Annotated in this window: 12 protein-coding genes; 8 read left to right on the plus strand and 4 right to left on the minus strand. The window is 72.4% G+C overall.

What is annotated here, in order from left to right; genetic code table 11:
* Position 1 precedes the first annotated feature (1 nt).
* The gene (locus tag ACFYMP_RS15080; protein ID WP_388856270.1) at positions 2-2,464 is read right to left on the minus strand and encodes a PQQ-dependent sugar dehydrogenase; all 2,463 of its coding nucleotides are present in this window, start codon (positions 2,462-2,464) and stop codon (positions 2-4) included.
* Positions 2,465-3,018: 554 nt separating this feature from the next.
* Between ACFYMP_RS15080 and ACFYMP_RS15085 the strand changes: the two genes are divergently transcribed.
* From ACFYMP_RS15085 to ACFYMP_RS15095, 3 genes are all read left to right on the plus strand, one after another.
* Positions 3,019-7,308 (plus strand): discoidin domain-containing protein, encoded by a 4,290-nt coding sequence (locus ACFYMP_RS15085; protein WP_388856273.1) that lies wholly within the window; start codon positions 3,019-3,021, stop codon positions 7,306-7,308.
* Positions 7,309-7,559: 251 nt separating this feature from the next.
* A complete protein-coding gene (locus tag ACFYMP_RS15090; RefSeq protein WP_388856276.1) occupies positions 7,560-8,600 on the plus strand; it encodes an ATP-binding cassette domain-containing protein in 1,041 nt (346 codons plus the stop codon).
* Entirely contained in the window at positions 8,597-9,385 is a 789-nt protein-coding gene (locus ACFYMP_RS15095) for an ABC transporter permease (protein ID WP_388856279.1), read from the plus strand. Before ACFYMP_RS15090 ends, ACFYMP_RS15095 begins: the two co-directional genes overlap by 4 nt.
* Here the strand turns inward: ACFYMP_RS15095 and ACFYMP_RS15100 are convergent.
* From ACFYMP_RS15100 to ACFYMP_RS15110, 3 genes are all read right to left on the minus strand, one after another.
* Positions 9,363-12,497, minus strand: a complete 3,135-nt coding sequence (locus ACFYMP_RS15100) for an ATP-binding protein (RefSeq protein ID WP_388856282.1) — start codon at positions 12,495-12,497, stop codon at positions 9,363-9,365. The genes ACFYMP_RS15095 and ACFYMP_RS15100 overlap by 23 nt on opposite strands.
* A gap of 258 nt (positions 12,498-12,755) precedes the next feature.
* A complete protein-coding gene (locus ACFYMP_RS15105) occupies positions 12,756-13,601 on the minus strand; it encodes a pentapeptide repeat-containing protein (RefSeq protein WP_388856285.1) in 846 nt (281 codons plus the stop codon).
* Positions 13,602-13,750: 149 nt separating this feature from the next.
* Complete coding sequence (locus ACFYMP_RS15110) at positions 13,751-15,133, minus strand: glycine--tRNA ligase (protein WP_388856288.1); 1,383 nt, start codon at positions 15,131-15,133, stop codon at positions 13,751-13,753.
* Between the two features lie 346 nt (positions 15,134-15,479).
* On the opposite strand from ACFYMP_RS15110, the gene ACFYMP_RS15115 reads away from it, so the two are divergent.
* From ACFYMP_RS15115 to ACFYMP_RS15135, 5 genes are all read left to right on the plus strand, one after another.
* On the plus strand, positions 15,480-16,469 hold the full coding sequence (locus ACFYMP_RS15115) for a metal ABC transporter substrate-binding protein (protein ID WP_388856291.1): 990 nt from the start codon (positions 15,480-15,482) through the stop codon (positions 16,467-16,469).
* 144 nt (positions 16,470-16,613) lie between these two features.
* Positions 16,614-17,435: a metal ABC transporter ATP-binding protein gene (locus ACFYMP_RS15120; protein ID WP_388856294.1), complete on the plus strand. Its 822-nt coding sequence runs from the start codon at positions 16,614-16,616 to the stop codon at positions 17,433-17,435.
* 23 nt (positions 17,436-17,458) lie between these two features.
* Positions 17,459-18,421, plus strand: coding sequence for a metal ABC transporter permease (locus ACFYMP_RS15125; protein WP_388856297.1), 963 nt, complete (start codon positions 17,459-17,461; stop codon positions 18,419-18,421).
* 10 nt (positions 18,422-18,431) lie between these two features.
* Positions 18,432-18,851: a Fur family transcriptional regulator gene (locus ACFYMP_RS15130; protein WP_363145065.1), complete on the plus strand. Its 420-nt coding sequence runs from the start codon at positions 18,432-18,434 to the stop codon at positions 18,849-18,851.
* A 266-nt stretch (positions 18,852-19,117) separates the two neighbouring features.
* Positions 19,118-20,050: a VOC family protein gene (locus ACFYMP_RS15135; protein ID WP_388856301.1), complete on the plus strand. Its 933-nt coding sequence runs from the start codon at positions 19,118-19,120 to the stop codon at positions 20,048-20,050.
* The last annotated feature ends 134 nt before the right edge of the window (positions 20,051-20,184 follow it).

A 20,184-nucleotide genomic window follows, 5' to 3' on the forward strand; every position in this document is an offset into this window, starting at 1 on the left:
CTCACGTCCCGAGGGTGAAGGAGTCGAGGTCGAAGAGGCTGCCCTGTCCGGTCGGGCCGGTGAAGACGAAGTAGAGGCTGGTCGTCCCGGAGGGCGCCCCGCTCAGGTCCGCCTTCAGGTCCTTGTAGGTCTCCCAGCCGCCGGTCGGGCTGACGTCCACGGAGCCGAGCAGGGTTCCGTTGGGAGCGCCCGCGCGGACCTCCAGGGTGCCGCCCGCCCCGCCCGAGGCGACCCGCGCGGTGATCGAGGTGGCGTTGGAGAGGGCGTACGGCTCGAAGGCGATCCAGTCGCCGTTGTCGGTGTAGCCGACCGCGGTGCCGCCCTCGGCGGTGCCGTGCGCGGCGGCCTCCACACCGGACATCTTGGTGTAGTGCTCGCCCTGCCGGTGGCGCGGCTGGAGCTTGCGGACGCTGTGGGTGGTCAGGCCCGCGCTGTCGGTGTACTCGGCGTCGAAGACCCCGTAGAGGTTGGCGGCCGCGTCGTGCTCCCCGTCGTTGGGCACGTTGATCGTCCCGGTGCAGCCGTTCTTGGAGGTGATCGCGTGGGTGTGGCTGTCGTGGCCGAGGGAGTAGGTGACCTTGACCTTGGCGCAGTCCAGGGCGCCGTCCTCCGGGTCGGAGCCGGTCACGGTGAAGGGCACGTTGTCGCCGAAGGAGAAGAGCTGTCCGTCGGCGGGCGCCGTGAGGTTCACGGTCGGGGCCGTGTTCCCGGCGGTGACGACGAGGCTCGCGGTGCCGCTCAGGCCCTCGGGGTCGGTCACGGTGAGCGTCGGGCGGTAGGTTCCGGCCTCGGTGTAGGTGTGGCTCGGGCTGGCCTCGGTGGAGCCGGCGCCGTCACCGAAGTCCCAGGCGTAGGAGAGCGTCCCGCCCTCGGGGTCGGAGCTGCCCTCTGAGGAGAACTTCACGGCCAGCGGGGTGGCCCCGGAGGTCTTGTCCGCGGCGGCCTTCGCGACCGGGCTGCGGTTGCTCCCGGCCAGGTACTCGATGCGGTACAGCGCCTGGTTGTCGCTGCCGGTGCCGTAGTCCAGGACGTACATCGCGCCGTCCGGGCCGAACTCGGAGTCCATGACCTGGGTGCCGGTCCACGGGAAGTCCTCGATGGCGCCCGGGGAGCCGTCGCCCTCGACCTCCACGGTCTTGATCCACTTACGGCCGTACTCGGTGGCGAAGAAGCGGCCGTCGAGTTCCTGGGGGAACTTCACGGGCGAGTCGAGGTTCGCGTCGTAGTGGTAGACGTCGCCGGCCATCGGGGACTCGGAGCCGCTGCCGAACTCGGGCGGGGAGCCGGCGTCACCGGCGTACCTGATCCAGGCCGGGTTGGCGGGCGGCAGCTTGCTGAGCCCGGTGTTGTGCGGGGAGTTGTTCTCGGGGCCGCCCGCACAGTCGTACTTGGCTCCGGAGGGGCCGTCCGGGAAGGTCCACTCGTTGTAGGTCTCGGTGGTGGTGTTGGTGCCGGTGCAGTACGGCCAGCCGAAGTTGCCGGCCTTGGTGATCCGGTTGAACTCGACCTGCCCGCTCGGTCCCCGGTCGGCGGCGGTGACGCCCGCGTCGGGACCGTAGTCGCCCAGGTAGACGGTGTCGTCGGTCTTGTCCACGGACATCCGGAAGGGGTTGCGGAAGCCCATCGCGTAGATCTCGGGACGGGTCTTCGCGGTGCCCGGCGCGAACAGGTTGCCCGCGGGGACGGTGTAGCCGCCCGCGTCGGTGGGCGTGATCCGCAGCAGCTTCCCGCGCAGGTCGTTGGTGTTGCCGGAGGAGCGCTGCGCGTCGAACTGCGGGTTGCGGTCGGTGCGTTCGTCGAGCGGGCTGTAGCCGGCCGATTCGAAGGGGTTGGTGTCGTCCCCGGTCGTCAGGTACAGGTTGCCCTTGCTGTCGAAGTCCAGGTCACCGCCGACGTGGCAGCACTGGCCCCGGTCGTTGGGGACTTCGAGGACGACCTTCTCGCTCGCCTTGTCGAGGCTGCCGTCCGTCTTGAGCGTGAACCGGGAGAGGTTCAGGTGCCCCTTGAAGCGGTCGAAGTCGGCGGCGGAGCCGGTGGTGGGGGCGTCGCCCGCGGGGGTGTCCAGGGGCGGGGAGTAGTAGAGGTAGATCCAGCGGTTGGTGTCGAAGTCCGGGTCGGCCGCGACGCCTTGGAGTCCTTCCTCGTCGTGGTTGTACACGTCGAGCTTCCCCGCGGTCCGGGTGTTCCCGGCCGCGTCGGTGATCCGTACCGTGCCGTCCCGCGAGGTGTGCACGACGGAACGGTCGGGGAGCACCGACAGGGACATGCCCTCGCCGCCGATCTCGGCGGCTCCGCGGGCGAGTTCGACCTGCTGGTAGTCGGCGGCGGGGATGTCCTGCGGGGCTGCCCCCGCTCCGCTCGCGGAGCCGATCACGGCTCCCGACCCCAGCACCAGGGCGAGTGCGGTGACCACTCGCAGTCCGGCTCTCGCCGGGGACCCGGTCCTTCTCGGGCGTACTGACATGAAGCTTCCTTCCTGACCTCGTGGGGGTGTCAGGCAAGGCGCGCGCCGGCCGCGCTTGCACTCGTACCAACGGGCCACCGCGCCGTAGGGGGTGCTGTGTGCTCCTGGGCGGACAGGCGGCTCGCGTGTCGCGCCGCAGCGTGGGACTACCACGTGTGGACGGCTCTAGCTGGGTGTTTCGCGCGGTGGTTACAGCGTTCTGCATCGTGGCGAGCGGCCCAGAATTTGTCAATGGCCTTCCCAAAATAATGAGTTGGGACCATTACAGCCGGGCGCGCGGCAGCCGCGGCCCGCGCCCGGCCGTTGACATGCTCGGGCAATTTTCTCTGTCCCGACCGTGGACTGACGTACAACTCTCTGCAATTCTCCAATAATTGAGCGCAAGAAGCTGAGTTCTTGCGTGTGAGCTGCGTGCTGCCGCCAGCCGTACGCAGTGCGGTGCCACCCCCGGGCGCCGCACCCCGAGCCCGGACCGCACCACCGCTCTGCTCCACCGAAGAGCCGCCTCCGCGCGCATCCCGCGCGCGGGGCCCCGCAGAGAGGGACACCCCCGCATGACCCGCATCGACACACACCGCTGGAGATGGCGTACGGCCACGGCCGTCGTCGCCTCCAGCGTCATGGTCCTGGGCCTGCCCGCCCTGGGCGCCTCGGCGGCCGGCGGCCCGAACGCCGCCGCCGGCGCGCGGACCACGGCCGGCAGCGCCGTCGCCAAGCACGCCGCCACCGCGATCACCGACGGGGACGCGCGCACCTACTGGCAGGGCGCGAAGAAGTCCGCCCAGTGGGTGCAGACCGACCTCGGCCGCACCAAGCGGGTGCGCCAGGTCGTCCTGCGCCTCCCCGCGGACTGGGCCACCCGCAAGCAGACCCTGGCGCTTCAGGGCAGCGCGGACGGCAAGAGCTTCACGACGCTCAAGACCTCCGCCCAGTACACCTTCAGCCCCGGCAACGGGAACACCGTGAAGGTCTCCTTCCCGGCGACCCTCACCCGGTACGTACGCGCCGAGTTCACCGCCAACTCGGTCGCGAGGACCGGGCAGCTGGCCGAGATGCAGGTCCTCACCGAGGCCGCCGCGACCCCCAACCTCGCGCAGGGCAAGCCCTTCACGGAGAGCGGGCACGCCGACGTCTACGGGGCGGCCAACGCGGGCGACGGCAACCGCGCCACCTACTGGGAGAGCAAGAACAACTCCTTCCCGCAGTGGGTGCAGGTCGACCTCGGCTCCTCGGTGCGGGTCAATCAGGTCACCCTGCGGCTGCCCAGCGGCTGGGAGAGCCGCAGCCAGACGCTCAAGATCCAGGGCTCGACCAACAACTCCGACTTCACCGACCTCGCCGCCTCGAAGGCGTACACCTTCAACGCGGGCAACGACCAGTCGGCGGACATCACCTTCGACGCGACGACCACGCGCTACGTACGCGTACTGATCACCGCCAACTCGGCGTGGCCGGCGGGCCAGTTGGCCGAGCTGGAGGTCTACGGCCCGGCGACCGGCGACACCCAGGCGCCGACCGCCCCGGCCGATCTGTCCTACACCGAGCCCGCGAGCGGCCAGATCAAGCTCAACTGGAAGGCCGCGAGCGACAACACCGGGGTCACCGGCTACGACGTCTACGCCAACGGCCAGTTGCGCGCGAGCGTCGCGGGCAACGTCCTGACGTACACCGACAGCCAGCCCGCGAGCGCCGACGTCACCTACTACGTCCGGGCCAAGGACGCGGCCGGGAACGTCTCGGGCAACAGCAACAGCGTGACCCGCAAGGGCCAGTCGACCGGGGACACCCAGGCGCCCACCGCGCCCGGCAGCCTCGCCTTCACGCAGTCCGGCAACGACGTGAAGCTGACCTGGCAGGCGTCCACGGACAACGTCAAGGTCACCGCGTACGACGTCTACGGCAACGACAAGCTGCTCAAGTCGGTGGCCGGTGACGTCACGACGTACACCGACACCCCGGCGGCCGGCTCCTCGGTCACGTACTACGTGCGGGCCAAGGACGCGGCGGGCAACGTCTCCGGCAACAGCAACAGCGTGACCCGTCCGGGCACCACCGGCCCCGGCTCCAACCTGGCGCAGGGCAAGCCGATCGAGGCGAACTCCAGCGTCTTCACCTTCGTGGCCGCCAACGCCAACGACGGCCAGACCAGCACCTACTGGGAGGGCGCGGGCGGCAGCTACCCGAACACGCTCACCACGAAGCTGGGCTCCAACGCCGACGTCAGCCAGGTCGTGCTGAAGCTCAACCCGGACAGCTCCTGGGGCAACCGAACCCAGAACATCCAGGTGCTGGGCCGCGAGCAGGACGCCTCGGGCTTCACGAGCGCGGTCGCGGCCAAGGACTACACCTTCAGCCCGTCGAGCCAGAACACGGTGACCATCCCGGTCTCCGGCCGGTTCGCCGACGTCCAGCTGAGGATCACCTCCAACACGGGGGCCCCGGCCGGCCAGATCGCCGAGTTCCAGGTGATCGGGGTGCCCGCGCCCAACCCGGATCTCCAGGTCACCAAGATCACCTCCAGCCCGGCCGCCCCGGTCGAGTCGGACGCGATCAGCCTGACCGCGACCGTCACCAACAGCGGCAGCCAGGCCGCCAAGGCCACCGACCTGACCTTCAAGCTCGGTGGCGACAAGGCGGGGACGGCGGCCGTCCCGGCGCTCGCGGCCGGGGAGAGCAAGACCGTCACCGGCTCCATCGGCACGCGGGACGCGGGCAGTTATCAGGTCAGCGCCGTGGTCGACGAGTCCAATAAGGTCGTCGAGCAGAACGAGGCCAACAACACCTACACGAGCCCGGACCCGCTGGTCGTCAAGCAGGTCTCCAGCTCCGATCTGGTCGCGACCACCTCGTGGTCCCCGACCAGCGCCTCGGCCGGCGACAACGTGAACTTCTCCGTCGCGCTGAAGAACCAGGGCATCACCGCCTCGGCCTCCGGCGCGCACGCCCTCAGCGTCACCGTGCAGGACGCCAAGGGCGCGACGGTCAAGACCCTGACCGGCACCTACAACGGCGCGATCGCGCCCGGGGCGACCACCTCCCCGGTGAGCCTCGGCTCCTGGACCGCGGTCAACGGCAAGTACACGGTGAAGACCGTGGTCGCCGACGACGCCAACGAGCTGCCGGTCAAGCGGCAGAACAACACCTCCACGCAGCCGCTGTTCGTCGGACGCGGCGCGGACATGCCCTACGACATGTACGAGGCGGAGGACGCCGCCGTCGGCGGCGGCGCCAAGGTCGTCGGCCCCAACCGCACCGTGGGCGACCTCGCGGGCGAGGCCTCCGGCCGCAAGGCCGTGACCCTCAACAACACGGGTGAGTACGTCGAGTTCACGACGAAGGCGCCCACCAACACCCTGGTGACCCGGTTCTCCATCCCGGACTCGGCGGGTGGCGGCGGCACCAACGCGACGCTCAACGTGTACGTCGACGGGCAGCTCCTCAAGCCCATCGACCTGACCTCGCAGTACGCGTGGCTCTACGGCAACGAGACGGCGCCCGGCAACTCGCCCGGCTCCGGAGCGCCCCGCCACATCTACGACGAGGCCAACCTCCAGCTCGGGAAGACGATCCCGGCGGGCTCGAAGATCCGTCTCCAGAAGGACAGCGCGAACTCCTCGAAGTACGCGATCGACTTCATCAACACCGAGCAGGCCACCGCGCTGCCCAACCCGGACCCGGCCGCGTACGTCACCCCCGCCGGCTTCGGCCAGCAGGACGTGCAGAACGCCCTCGACAAGGTCCGGATGGACACGACGGGCAAGCTCGTCGGCGTCTACCTGCCCGCCGGGGACTACGAGACCGCGAGCAAGTTCCAGGTCTACGGCAAGGCCGTCCAGGTGACCGGGGCCGGCCCCTGGTTCACCCGCTTCCACGCCCCGTCCTCGCAGGAGAACACGGACGTCGGCTTCCGCGCCGAGGCGAGCGCGAAGGGCTCGACCTTCGCCAACTTCACCTACTTCGGCAACTACACGTCCCGGATCGACGGACCGGGCAAGGTGTTCGACTTCTCGAACATCTCGGACGTCACGATCGACAACATCTGGGTCGAGCACATGGTGTGCCTGTACTGGGGCGCCAACACCGACAAGGTGACGATCAAGAACTCCCGTATCCGCGACATGTTCGCGGACGGGATCAACATGACCAACGGTTCGACCGACAACCACGTCGTCAACAACGACGCGCGCGCCACCGGTGACGACAGCTTCGCGCTGTTCTCGGCGATCGACGCGGGCGGGGCCGACGAGAAGAACAACGTCTTCGAGAACCTGTCCTCGACGCTGACCTGGCGCGCGGCGGGCCTCGCGGTCTACGGCGGCTACGACAACACCTTCCGCAACATCCACATCGCCGACACCCTGGTGTACTCCGGGATCACGGTGTCCTCGCTGGACTTCGGCTACCCGATGAACGGCTTCGGGACCGGTCCGACGACGATCGAGAACGTGTCCCTGGTGCGGGCCGGCGGCCACTTCTGGGGCTCGCAGGTCTTCCCCGCGATCTGGATCTTCTCCGCCTCCAAGGTCTTCCAGGGCATCCGCATCAATGACGTGGACATCGTGGACCCGACCTACGGCGGCATCATGTTCCAGACCAACTACGTGGGCGGACAGCCGCAGTTCCCGGTGAAGGACACCATCTTCACCGACATCTCGATCACCGGGGCGAAGAAGAGCGGCGACGCCTACGACGCCCGCTCCGGCTGGGGCATCTGGGCCAACGAGATGCCGGAGCCGGGACAGGGTCCGGCGGTCGGCGAGGCCACGTTCAAGGGCCTCACGATGAGCGGCAACTTCCAGGACATCAGGAACACGACGTCCACCTTCAAGATCAACGTGCAGTGAGCACCTGAGCACCGCACCGCATCACCGTGCGCCGCGCACGTGAGCGACTGAGCACGTGAGCACGTGAGCGGCGTACGCAGGGGCCCGCCACCTCCCTTCCGGGGGTGGCGGGCCCTTCGTCGCGCGTCCGGCCCGGCCGCCTCGCCCGGCGGGCGGGCCCGCCCCTCCCCCGCGAGGCCGGTTTCAGCCCCCGCCCCGCGCTGAAACCGCGCTGAATCCCTACCGAATCCGGTGCGGCGCACGCTCTGCCCATGACGACGACAACGAACGACGAGGCCCCGGCGATCCTCGCCACCGGGCTGCGCAAGGCGTACGGGGAGAAGACCGTCCTGGACGGGATCGACCTGCGGGTGCCGGCTGGCACGGTCTTCTCGCTCCTGGGCCCGAACGGGGCGGGCAAGACGACGGCGGTCCGCGTCCTGAGCACCCTGGTCCGGGCCGACGCGGGCGAGCTGCGGGTGGCCGGGCACGATCTCGCGGCCGAACCGGGGGCGGTGCGCGCCGCGATCGGGGTGACCGGGCAGTTCTCCGCCGTGGACAACCTGATCACGGCGGAGGAGAACATGCGCCTCATGGCGGACCTGCGCCACCTCCCGCGCCGGACCGGCCGCCGGGTCGCGGCAGAGTTGCTGGAGCGGCTGGACCTGGGCGCGGTGGCGCGCAAACCGGCCTCCGCCCTGTCCGGGGGGATGCGCAGACGCCTGGACCTCGCCATGACGCTGGTGGGCGAGCCGCGCGTGCTGTTCCTCGACGAACCGACGACGGGTCTCGACCCGCGCAGCCGGCACACGCTGTGGACCCTCGTGCGCGAACTGGTCGCGGGCGGCGTCACCGTCTTCCTGACCACGCAGTACCTGGAGGAGGCCGATCAGCTCGCCGACCGGATCGCGGTCCTGGACGGCGGCCGGATCGTCGCCGAGGGCACCGCGGCACAGCTGAAGCGGCTCGTCCCGGGCGGGCACGTCCGGCTGCGGTTCGCCGCGCCCGCGGCGTACGGGCACGCGGCGGACGCCCTGGGCGAGGCCGCGCGGAGCGACGAGACGCTGTGCCTGACCGTGCCCAGCGGCGGCAGCCAGGGGGAACTGCGGTCCCTGCTCGCCCGGTTGGAGGCGGAGGGCATCGAGGCGGACGAGCTGACCGTGCACACGCCCGACCTCGACGACGTGTTCTTCGCCCTGACCGGCCACCCCGCCGCGGAACCCTCCGCGACCGTGCCGAAGGCCGCCACCCCGGGCGCCTCCACGCCCACCGCCTCCCCGTCCGCGTCCACCGCCAAGGAGACCGTCCGATGACTTCCCTGTCCCTCGCCGTGCGCGACTCGTCCACGATGGTGCGCCGCAACCTCCTGCACGCCCGCCGCTACCCCTCCCTGACCCTGAACCTCCTGCTGACGCCGGTCGTCGTCCTGCTGCTCTTCGTGTACGTCTTCGGGGACGTCATGAGCGCGGGCCTGACCGGCGGCGCGGACCGCTCCGCGTACCTCGCCTATCTGGTCCCCGGCATCCTGCTGATGACGGTGGGGGGCACCGCTCTGGGCACCGCCGTGTCCGTGTGCGCCGACATGACGGAGGGCATCATCGCCCGGTTCCGCACCATGGCGATCTCCCGGGCCTCCGTGCTGGTCGGCCATGTCGTGGGCAGCGTCGTACAGACCCTCTTGGCGCTGGCCCTCGTCCTGGGCTTCGCGGTGGCCATCGGCTTCCGGCCGCACGCGAATGTGGCCGAGTGGCTGGCGGCGGCCGGCCTGCTGGCCCTGTTCAGTCTCGGGGTGGTGTGGATCGGGGTCGGTATCGGCCTGGTCAGCCCGAACCCCGAGGGGGCGAGCAACACCGGTATGCCGTTGATGGTGCTGCCGCTGCTGTCCAGCGCCTTCGTGCCGGTGGACTCCATGCCGGGCTGGTTCCGCTGGTTCGCCGAGTACCAGCCCTTCACGCCGGTGATCGAGTCGGTGCGCGGTCTGCTGATGGGCGGGGTGAGCGCCCGCGACCTGTGGTGCGCGACCGGCTGGGGCGTGCTGCTGATCGTGGTCGGCGCGCTGTGGTCGACGGCCCGGTTCAACCGTGATCCGCGGGCGTGAGCGCGCGCAGCGCGGCCTCTCTCAACTCGGCCTGACTCAGGGCGGCGTACTCCGACACCGCGTCGGTGTACGCCGCCGCGTCGGCGTCCAGGGCGGCCCGCCGGGCGCGCCGCGCGGACAGCGGCGGGAACTCGCGTGCCGCGGGCAGCCGTTCGGCGAGCGCCGCGAGGTGCACCGCCGAGGTGTCGCCCTCGGCGAGGCGGGCCAGGCTCAGCGCGTGCAGGACCGTCCCGCCCAGGGCCAGATCGCCCGGGGAGCCGGTACCGGCCGGGGCGGCCAGCAGGGTCAGCAGCCGGGTGAGCAGCCGGTCCGTCAGGCCGGCGACCTCCCGCGGGCGTCCGGCGAGCGCGTGCGCGGCCACGGCGCCCGCGACGACCTCCAGCGTCCAGGTGTCCAGGAAGGGGTCGTCGGCGTACGGGGCGCCGGCGCGGCCCAGTTGGTCCACCGCCCGGCGCCACAGCTCCAGCCCCTCGTCGACCCGTCCGCGGCGGAGGGCGATCTCCCCGCGCGCCACGAGGTCGGGGGTGAAGACGAGCGCGGCCTCGTCCTGGTGCCCGCCGGCCGCCAGCTCCAGCCAGTGCTCGGCCTCCTCGGTCTCCCCGCGCTGGAGGCAGGCCAGTACGAGGGCCCAGCGGATGCCGATCGCGTCGGGCCAGTCCTCGAAGTCGTCCAGCGCGTCCAGGGCGGAGCGCAGGTGCCGGTACGCCTCCTCGCCGCGTTCGGTGCGCAGGCACAGTTCGCTGACCCGGCCGTGGCTCAGCATCCGCAGGGCCGGGTTGCGCAGCGCGCCCAGCACGGCGAAGGCCCGGCGGGCGGCCTCCAGGGCCCGTTCCGTGTCGAGTTGCCGCTCCCACACGTAGCTCGCGACGCATTCGGCCACCGCCGCGAGCAGCGGCTCCTTCGCCGCGCACAGTTCGGTCAGGCGCGTGAAGCGCGGCCCGTGCATCTCGGGTACGGCGCACAGCAGGACCGCCAGGGCGCGCGGCAGGGTGTCGGGCTCGGCGGGCGGCAGGGCGCGCAGGGTGACGAGCTGCCGTACGGCGTGCGGTCCGTAGCCCATGAAGAGGCTCGTCACGCACACGACGGCCGCGCTGCGGGCGACCTCGACGTCGGCCGGGCCGGGGCGGAAGTGCGAGAGCGGCGGTCCGGTCTCGGCGGCGAGGGTCGCGAGCCGGTTCCAGCTCGACTCGACCGACCACAGCGAGCCGAGTACGGCGGTGAGCGCGGCGGTGGCCGGTCCGTCGGCGCGGGCCAGGGCGTGGCGCAGGGCGAGGACGAGGTTGTCCTGCTCGGCCCGTATCCGCGCGAAGGGCTCCTGGTTGTCCTCGCGGTACAGCACGTCGTGGTGGGCGCGCGCGTACTCCCGGGCCCAGCCGAGGAAGCGACCGGTGACCCGCTCCTCCTCGCCGGCCCGCGCGCGTCGCCCGGCGCCGAACTCCCGGATGGTCTCCAGCATGCGAAAGCGCAGGCCGGAGGGGCTGTCGACGGCCTTGACCAGGGACTGGTCGGCGAGTTGTTCCAGCAGGGCGAGGGCGTCCGGGCCGTCCTCGCCGAGCATCGACCGGGCGGCCTCCTCGGTGAAGCCGCCGGGGAAGACCGAGAGGGCGCGCAGCGCGGCCCGGCCCTCGGGCTCCAGCAGGTTCCAGCTCCATTCGACGACGGCGAGCAGGGTGCGGTGGCGCTCGGGGGCGTCGCGGGAGGCTCCGCGCAGGAGCCCGAAGCGGTCGCGCAGCCGGCGGGTGATCTCGGGGACGGGCAGGACGCGGACCCGGGCGGCGGCCAGTTCCAGGGCGAGCGGCAGTCCGTCGAGCTGGCGGCAGAGCGCGGCGACCTCGGCCTCCCGCAGTTCGGCGCCGGGCCGGGCGGCTTCGGCCCGCTGCGTGAACAGGGCGGCGGAGGTGGCGGGGGTGAGTTCCGGCAGGGGGTAGCGGACCTCGGAGCTGAGCCCGAGCGGGGCGCGGCTCGTGGCGAGCACCCGCAGTTCGCCGGAGCGTGCCACGAGGGCGCCCACCAGGCCGGCCACCCCGTCCACGACCTGTTCGCAGTTGTCGAGCACGAGCAGGACGGGGCCGGTCCCGAGCGCCGCGAGGATCGCGCCGGGCAGGTCCGTGCCGGCCCGGCGTCCTTCTCCCCCGACGGCGGAGGCCACCTCCCCGGCCACGTCCTCGTCGGAGGTGACCCCGGCCAGGGACACGACGTGCGTCACCCGTTGTTCGGCGGACCGCCCGACGGCGTAGGCGAGCCGGGTCTTGCCGAGGCCGCCGGGCCCGGTGACGGTGACGACCCGCGCGGTGCGCAGCAGCCCGGTCACGGCGCGCAGGTCGCTCTCCCGGCCGAGCAGCGGGTTGGGCTCGTGCGGTACGCCGTGCCGTGCCGGGGGCGCCTGGACGCGCAGCAGTTCCTGGTGCGCGGACCGCAGGGCGGGCCCCGGTTCGGTGCCCAGCTCCTCGCGCAGAGAGCGCCGGTGGGTCTCGTACCGGGCCAGCGCGGTGGCGGCGCCGCGGGTGGCGGCCTCGCTGCGCAGCAGGGCCGCGAGCACCTCCTCGTCGCGGGGCCGCAGCCGGGCCAGTCCGGTGAGGGGGCCCACCGCCTCCTCGGGCCGGCCCGCGCGGGACAGGGCGAGCGCCCTGATCCGCTCCAGGGACGCGCGGGCCCGGCTCCGCCCCTCTCGCAGGGCGGCCAGGGGGTCGTCCGGGGCCTCCTCCGCTGCGGCGGCCGCCTCGGCGCCCTCCCACAGCGCGAGTCCGGCCCGCGCCGCGTCCGCCGCCCCGGCGTGGTCGCCCTCGCGGGCCAGCCGCGCCGCCTCGGCCTCGTGCAGCAGCACCGCGGAACTGTCGACGCGCGTCGCGTCGAGGGCCAGCCGGTAGCCGGTGGGGGTGCGCGCGATCACCTCGGCGCCCAGTTGGGCGCGCAGCCGGGAGACGAGCACCTGCACGGCCTTGGCCGGGTGTTCCGGCCGGTCCTCGGGCCACAGCCCGGCCACGAGCCGCCCGGTGCCGCAGCCCGCGCGCGGGTCCTCGGCGAGGAGCGCCAGCAGTGCCCGCAGCCGGGGCGCGGTGATCTCCTGTCCCCGGTAGGAGACGCCGGTCAGGAGGGCGAGTTCGATGGCCACGCGTGCAGAGTAGCCAGCGGGTGGGCACGGCCGGCAGGCCGGACGGCCGGCCCGTGGGCGGAGCGTGCGCGCGACCGTACGGGGAGCGTGCGCGAGGACCGCATGGGGAGCGTGCGCCGACACCGTACGGGGAGCATGCGCGAGGACCGCATGGAGAGCGTGCGCCGACACCGTACGGGGAGCATGCGCGAGGACCGCATGGAGAGCGTGCGCCGACACCGTACGGGGAGCGTGCGCGAGGACCGTACGGGCAGAGCCTCAGCCGCCCTGCCCGCCCCAGCGCCCCGGCCGCGTGAACTCCGCGGCCACGCGCGTCGTCCCGTCCCCGCGTGCCGCGTTGACCTGGGCCTGCGTGAGGTAGAGGGCGCCGCGCAGGTCGGCCCCGCGCAGGTCCGCGTCGCGCAGGTCCGCGCCGAGGAGTTCGGCGCCGCGCAGATCGGCCCCGCGCAGATCGGCGGCGATGAGGTAGGCGCCGCGCAGGTTCGCCCCGCGCAGGTCGGCGCCGCGCAGCCGGGTGCTGCCCATGAGGTCGGCGCCCCGGTGGTCGGGGGCGCGGCCGGGGCGGGCGGCGGCGCGGACGAGTGCGGCGGCGCGGGTCAGCGGGCCGTTGGCGGCGGCGCGCAGGGCCGGGACGTCGAGGGCGGTGAGCTGCGCCGCCGTCCCCTCGCTCAACTCGGCTACGTGGGCGCGTATTTCGGCCAGCTCGGCGTGGACGGGGGCGGTTTCCGCCCGCTCCAGCGCCTCGGTGACGTACCGCAGGATCTCGTGGAGCTGACGCATCACGCCGAAGGAGCGGAACATGGCGGCGGAGGTACCGGGCCGGGTGCGCCAGTCGACGCCCGCGAAGGTGCCCTGCGAGACGTGCTGGCCCGCGCCGTGGCACTCGAAGACGGTGCAGCCGGACCAGCCGTTCTCGCGCAGCCCCTCGTGGATCACGCAGCCGAAGTCGGCGCCGAGGTTGCCGCAGGGGGTGCCCGCCGCCTTGTCCCGGGCGAAGTCGGCGGAGCGTGTGAAGGGCAGCGCGACGCAGCACAGGCCGAAGCAGTCCGCGCAGTTCGCGGTGAGTTCGAGCGCGCGCGTCCTCGGCACGGTCGGCTCGGGCACGGTCGGCTCCTGGTGCGAGGAAGGGCGGCGGGGGGGCTGGCAGGGAGGGACTGCGAGGAGGGGAGAGAGATCAACGCGCGGGGGAAAGGCCCGGTCCCGGCCGCGCGTCGCACGCGGCCGGGACCGGGTCCGGGTTCACCGGAGGGGGGTCAGCAGCCGATGAGGCGGCCGGCCAGGTAGCTCTCGATCTGGTCGAGGGAGACACGTTCCTGCTTCATCGTGTCGCGCTCGCGGACCGTGACGGCGTTGTCGTCGAGGGTGTCGAAGTCGACGGTCACGCAGTACGGGGTGCCGATCTCGTCCTGACGGCGGTAGCGGCGGCCGATGGCGCCCGCGTCGTCGAAGTCGATGTTCCAGTGCTGGCGCAGCGCCGCCGCGAGGCCCTTGGCCTTCGGGGAGAGCTGCGGGTTGCGGGAGAGCGGGAGCACGGCGACCTTGATCGGGGCGATCCTCGGGTCGAAGCGCATCACGACGCGCTTCTCCAGCTTGCCCTTGGCGTTGGGCGCCTCGTCCTCGTTGTACGCGTCGAGCATGAAGGCCAGCATGGTGCGGCCCACGCCCGCCGCGGGCTCGATGACGTAGGGGGTCCAGCGCTCGCCGGCCTCCTGGTCGAAGTAGGCGAGGTCCTGGCCGGACGCCTTGGCGTGCGCCGACAGGTCGTAGTCGGTGCGGTTGGCGACGCCCTCCAGCTCACCCCACTCGGAGCCGCCGAATTGGAAGCGGTACTCGATGTCGGCGGTGCGCTTGGAGTAGTGGGAGAGCTTCTCCTTCGGGTGCTCGAACCACCGCATGTTCTCCTCGCGCAGGCCCAGGCCGGTGTACCAGTTCCAGCGCTGCTCCATCCAGTACTCCTGCCACTTCTCGTCCTCGCCCGGCTTGACGAAGAACTCCATCTCCATCTGCTCGAACTCGCGGGTGCGGAAGATGAAGTTGCCGGGCGTGATCTCGTTGCGGAAGGACTTGCCCATCTGCGCGATGCCGAAGGGCGGCTTGCGGCGCGAGGTCTGCTGGACGTGGGCGAAGTTGGTGAAGATGCCCTGCGCGGTCTCGGGCCGCAGGTACGCGACGGAGCCGGTGTCCTGGGTCGGGCCGAGGTGGGTGCTCAGCAGGCCCGAGAACTCCTTGGGCTCGGTGAAGGTGCCCTTGTTGCCGCAGTTGGGGCAGTTGAGGTCGGCGAGGCCGTCCTTGGGGAGGTGGCCGTGCTTGGCCTCGTACGCCTCCTCCAGGTGGTCGGCGCGGTAGCGCTTGTGGCAGGAGGTGCACTCGGTCAGCGGGTCGGAGAAGGTCGCCACGTGACCCGAGGCCACCCAGGTCTCGGTGGCGAGGATCACCGAGGAGTCGATACCGACGACATCGTCACGCGAGGTGACCATGTAGCGCCACCAGTGGCGCTTGATGTTCTCCTTGAGCTCGACGCCCAGCGGTCCGTAGTCCCAGGCGGCGCGCTGGCCGCCGTAGATATCGCTGCTCGGGTAGACGAAGCCACGGCGCTTGCTCAGGCTGACGATGGTGTCGATCTTGTCGGCGGCCACGGTGCTCTCTTCATTACGACGACGAAGCGGTCTTCTGCGCCGGTCCCGCGCGGACCTGGAGCTCTTCTGCACGGATTCGTACGCATCCGCCGGGTCCCGCGGACCCGCCGCTGCCCAGCGAATGACTCAGGTTACCGGCGGCCCGGCCCCCGGGATCAAATCGGTTCCGCGGCGGGGGGCCCGCACCGCGCCGCCGGGGCCTCGGGGCGGCCCTCGCGGGACCCTCCGGGCGAGGGCCCCGGGCGTTCCCCGGGCGGCCCGCGGGGCGGCTCTCACGGTGGCCCGCGACCGGCGCCCCGCATCCCTACCGTACGATTATTGACAATCGTTTCCATGTTTGTTGAAAATGAGTGTCATGAACACCAGTCGTCGTCCCCGCCTCATATCCGTGACCGCCGCCGCCGCGGTCGCCGCTCTGGGTGCCACCCTGCTCTCCGCCTGTTCCTCCGGGGACTCGGGCTCCGGCGACGGGAAACTGGACGTCACCGCGTCCTTCTACCCGATGGCGTACCTCGCCGAGCAGATCGGCGGAACGCACGTGAACGTCACCGGCCTGACCAAGCCCGGTCAGGAGCCGCACGACCTGGAGATCAGCGCGCGGCAGACCTCCAAGGTCGAGCGCTCCGACCTGATCCTCTACCTCAAGGGCCTCCAGCCGTCCGTGGACGAGGTCGTCGCCCAGTCCTCGGTCAAGAACAAGGTGGACGCCGCCACGCTCACGAAGATGGAGGAGCACGGCGACGAGGTCGGCGGGCACGCGGCCGCGCACGAGGAGCACGCCGGCCACGAGGACCACGACCACGAGGCGGGCGGCCAGGACCCCCACATATGGCTCGACCCGGTCAAGTACGCCGAGGTCGCCAAGGGCGTCGGCAAGGCGATGGAGAAGGCCGACCCCGGCCACGCCGCCGCCTACCGGAAGAACACCACCACCCTGCTCGGCAAGCTCGGCAAGCTCGACACCGCCTACGCCGAGGGCCTGAGGAACACGAGGACCAAGGTCTTCATCACGACGCACGCCGCCTTCGGCTACCTCGCCGAGCGCTACGGCCTCACCGAGGAGGCCATCAGCGGGCTGAACCCGGAGAGCGAGCCGAGCCCGGCCCGGATCAAGGACCTGCACGCCATGGCGAAGGCGGACGGGGTCAGCACCGTCTTCTACGAGACGCTCGTCTCGGACAAGACGGCGAAGACCGTGGCCGGGGACAGCGGGCTGAGGACGGACGTCCTCGACCCGCTGGAGGGCATCACCGACAAGTCCCGGGGCAAGGACTACCTCCAGGTCATGGAGTCGAACCTCCGGGCCCTCCAGAAGGCCCTCGGCGCCCGCTCCTGACCTGAGGGACCTCTCCGGGTCCCTTGTCACAGGGCCCTGAGGGGCCTCGCCACCCGTCCGTGACGGCCCGCACCCGCCGGGCGTCTCCCCCGACATCCGCACCACCGCGGCACCACCGCGGTCCGCACCCCAGGAGGCGCGCGTATGACTCCCCTCACCCCGTCCGGCGAGGGCGGCGAGAACCGCCCGACCGGCTCCCCGGGCTCCCGCGAGCCCGTCATCGCGCTGCGCGGCGTCCACGCCGAGCTGGGGGCGCGCCCGGTGCTGCGCGGGATCGACCTGGAGGTGCGGCGCGGCGAGGTCGTGACGCTGCTCGGCGCGAACGGTTCGGGCAAGTCGACGGCGGTGCGCACCGTGATCGGCCAGGTCCCGGTGAGCGGCGGGGAGGTCGAGCTGTTCTCCACCCCGCGCAGGCGCTTCCGCGACTGGTCGCGGATCGGCTACGTGCCGCAGCGCACGACCGCCGCGAGCGGGGTGCCCGCGACGGTGACCGAGGTCGTGTCCTCGGGGCGGCTCTCCCGCGGCCGGCTCGGATTTCTGGGCCGCGCGGACCGGGCGGCCGTGAGCAGGGCGCTGGAGCGGGTCGGGATGGCGGACCGGGCGAAGGACTCGGTGGACGCGCTCTCCGGCGGTCAGCACCAGCGGGTCCTGATCGCCCGCGCGCTGGCCTGTGAGCCCGAGGTCCTGATCATGGACGAGCCGATGGCCGGGGTGGATCTGGTGAGCCAGTCCGTACTGGCCCAGACGCTGCGCGAACAGGTGGCGCTCGGTACGACGGTGCTGCTGGTGCTGCACGAACTCGGGCCGCTGGAGCCGCTGATCGACCGCGCGGTCGTCCTGCGCGACGGCTGCGTCCTGCACGACGGGCCGCCCCCGAAGGCCGTCGGCCAGCACGCCCTGCCCGGCCACGACCACGTCCACCCGCACAGCGGCGCCGAGCCGGTCCGTTCCGGACTGCTCGGCTGACCGGCCAGGAAGGCAGCACTCTCATGGACATGCTCCACGACCCCTTCATGCAGCGGGCCTTGCTGGCCGCCGTACTGGTCGGCGTGACCGCCCCCGCGATCGGCATCTACCTCGTCCAGCGCCGCCAGGCGCTCATGGGCGACGGGATCGGCCACGTCGCGATGACCGGCGTGGGCCTCGGCTTCCTGCTGTCCGCCTCCCCGGTGTGGACGGCGGCGGCGGTGTCGGTCGCGGGCGCGGTCGTGATGGAGCTGATCCGCTGGTACGGGAAGACGCGCGGGGACATCGCGCTGGCCATGCTGTTCTACGGCGGCATGGCGGGCGGGGTACTGCTCGTCAACCTGGCGCCGGGCGGCTCCAGCGCCAACCTCACCTCGTACCTGTTCGGTTCGCTCTCCACGGTCTCGCGCGGCGACGTCGTCTCGATGTGCGTGCTCGCGGCCCTCGTGGTGCTGGTGACGGTGGGGCTGCGCCGGCAGTTGTTCGCGGTGAGCCAGGACGAGGAGTTCGCGCGCGTCACGGGCCTGCCGGTGCGGCTGCTGAACCTGCTGATCGCGGTGACGGCGGCGCTCACGGTGACGGTCGCGATGCGGATCGTGGGGCTGCTGCTGGTGAGCGCCCTGATGGTGATCCCGGTGGCGGCGACGCAGCAGCTGAGCCGGAGCTTCGCGGCGACCTTCGCGGGCGCCGTCGCGATCGGGGTGGCCACGACCCTCGGCGGGACCTCGCTGTCGTACTACCGCGAGGTGCCGCCCGGCGCGACGATCGTGCTGATGGCCATCGGCGTGTTCGTCGTGCTGTCCCTGCTCGCGACGCCCCTGGCGCGGCGCACGGCGCGGTCCCGGGCGGTGGCGCACGGGGCGGGTGATCCGGCCGAGTGTGTCCTCCCGGAGGCGGGGCGGGGGGCGGTTGTGGCCGCTCGCGCCTCGTCCGCCACGGGCGCGGACCCGGGAACACCTGGCACAATGACCAGCCAGCAGACGTGAGGAGGCAACGGTGACCACCGCTGGACCCCCGGTACGCGGCCGTTCCACGCGGCAGCGGGCCGCCGTGGCCTCGGCCCTGTCCGAGGTCGACGAATTCCGCAGCGCCCAGGATCTCCACGACATGCTGAAGCACCGTGGCGACTCCGTCGGGCTGACCACCGTCTATCGCACACTCCAGTCGCTCGCCGACGCGGGCGAGGTGGACGTCCTGCGCAACACGGAGGGCGAGGCGGTCTACCGCCGGTGCGCCTCCGAGGAGCACCACCACCATCTGGTGTGCCGGATGTGCGGGAAGGCGGTCGAGGTGGAGGGGCCGGCGGTGGAGCAGTGGGCCGAGGCCATCGCGAGCGAGCACGGGTACGTCAACGTGGCGCATACGATCGAGATCTTCGGGACCTGCGCGGACTGCGTGCGGGAGTGCGCGGACTGAGCGCGTCAGCGCGCGAGTTGGCGGGACACCGGGCCGGACCACCGGGGAGGGCGTGAGGCGGATCGCCTCGCGCCCTCCCTTCGCGTTGCCGGGGGCATGTTCCGCGGCTTCGTCCGGAAGATCATGGACTGAGTGGGGATTTTCCGGCGGATCGCGGGTAGGCGGCGGGAAACATGGTGGGTGTGCGCACGTCGCACGAGGTGACGTACGCGTCGCGCCCTGGGTGATTCCCGGAGGTTGTCCGTGACGGATTCCCGGAGGTTGTGGTGACCGAGACCGTGACCGAGGCGGCGGGCGCAGTGAGCGGGACGGCGGGCGCCGTGTCCGAGGCGGCGGGCGCCGTGTCCGAGGCGGCGGAGGCTTTCTCCGAGTCGGTGGCCAGGGCCGCGCGGGCCGCGAAGACCGCGCTTTCGCACGAGGACGCGCCGCTGCGGGCGGTGGGCGCGGCCGGGGCCGCGTCGGCGGTGGCCGGGGCGGGCCGGGTCGCGTGGACAGGTCTCCAGTGCGCCGACCCGGTGAGCGCGCGTTCCTTCTACGGCCGGGTGATGGGCTGGACCTTCGAGCCGGGCGACGGTCCCGGGGCGCTGTGGCGCGGTCTGGACGCCTCCGGGGCGCAGGTGCTCACCCTGGGCCGTTCCTACTCCGCTCGGACCGCCCCGGGCCTGTGGGCGCCGTGCTTCACGGTGCCCGACGTGTGGGCGGCGGCCCAGCGGGTCCGGGAGAGCTGCGGGACGGTCGCGGTGGGCCCGCTGTCCCTGGAGGGCGGCCGCGGGGTGCTGGCCGCCGACCGGCAGGGCGCGGGTTTCACGCTGTGGGAGCCGGGCCCCGACGCGGGCCGGCCCGCTCCAATCGCCCGGCACCGGCTGTACAGCCCCGACGCGGTCGACTCGGTCGCGTTCTACCGGTCGGTGCTCTCGGCGGACCCGCGCCGGCTGCCCTCCGAGACGGTGCTGCTGCGCGGCCCGGAGCGGCTCCTGTCGGTGGCCCCGGCGCCCCGGGGGCGGCGCGGAGCGGACCGGCCGGCCGGCCCCCGGGCCCGCTGGCAGCCGGAGTTCCTGGTGCCGGACGTGGAGGCCGCGGTGGCCTCGGCGCTCGCGGCGGGCGCCTCGCTGCTGGTCGAGGACGCGACGCGGACGGTACGCGGACGCGGTCTGCTGCGCGCCCCGGACGGCACGGTGTTCGCCCTGGCCCGAGCCTGAGCGCCCCGCCGGGCCTGAGTGTCACCAGGGCCCGGAGCGCCATCAGGGCCTGAGCGCCACCAGGGCCCGGAGCGCCGCCTGGGCCCGGAGCGCCGCCTGGGCCCGGAGCCCGGCGCTCCGGGCCCTGGTGGCGC

Source organism: Streptomyces sp. NPDC007088, assembly GCF_042869355.1.
GTDB lineage: Bacteria > Actinomycetota > Actinomycetes > Streptomycetales > Streptomycetaceae > Streptomyces.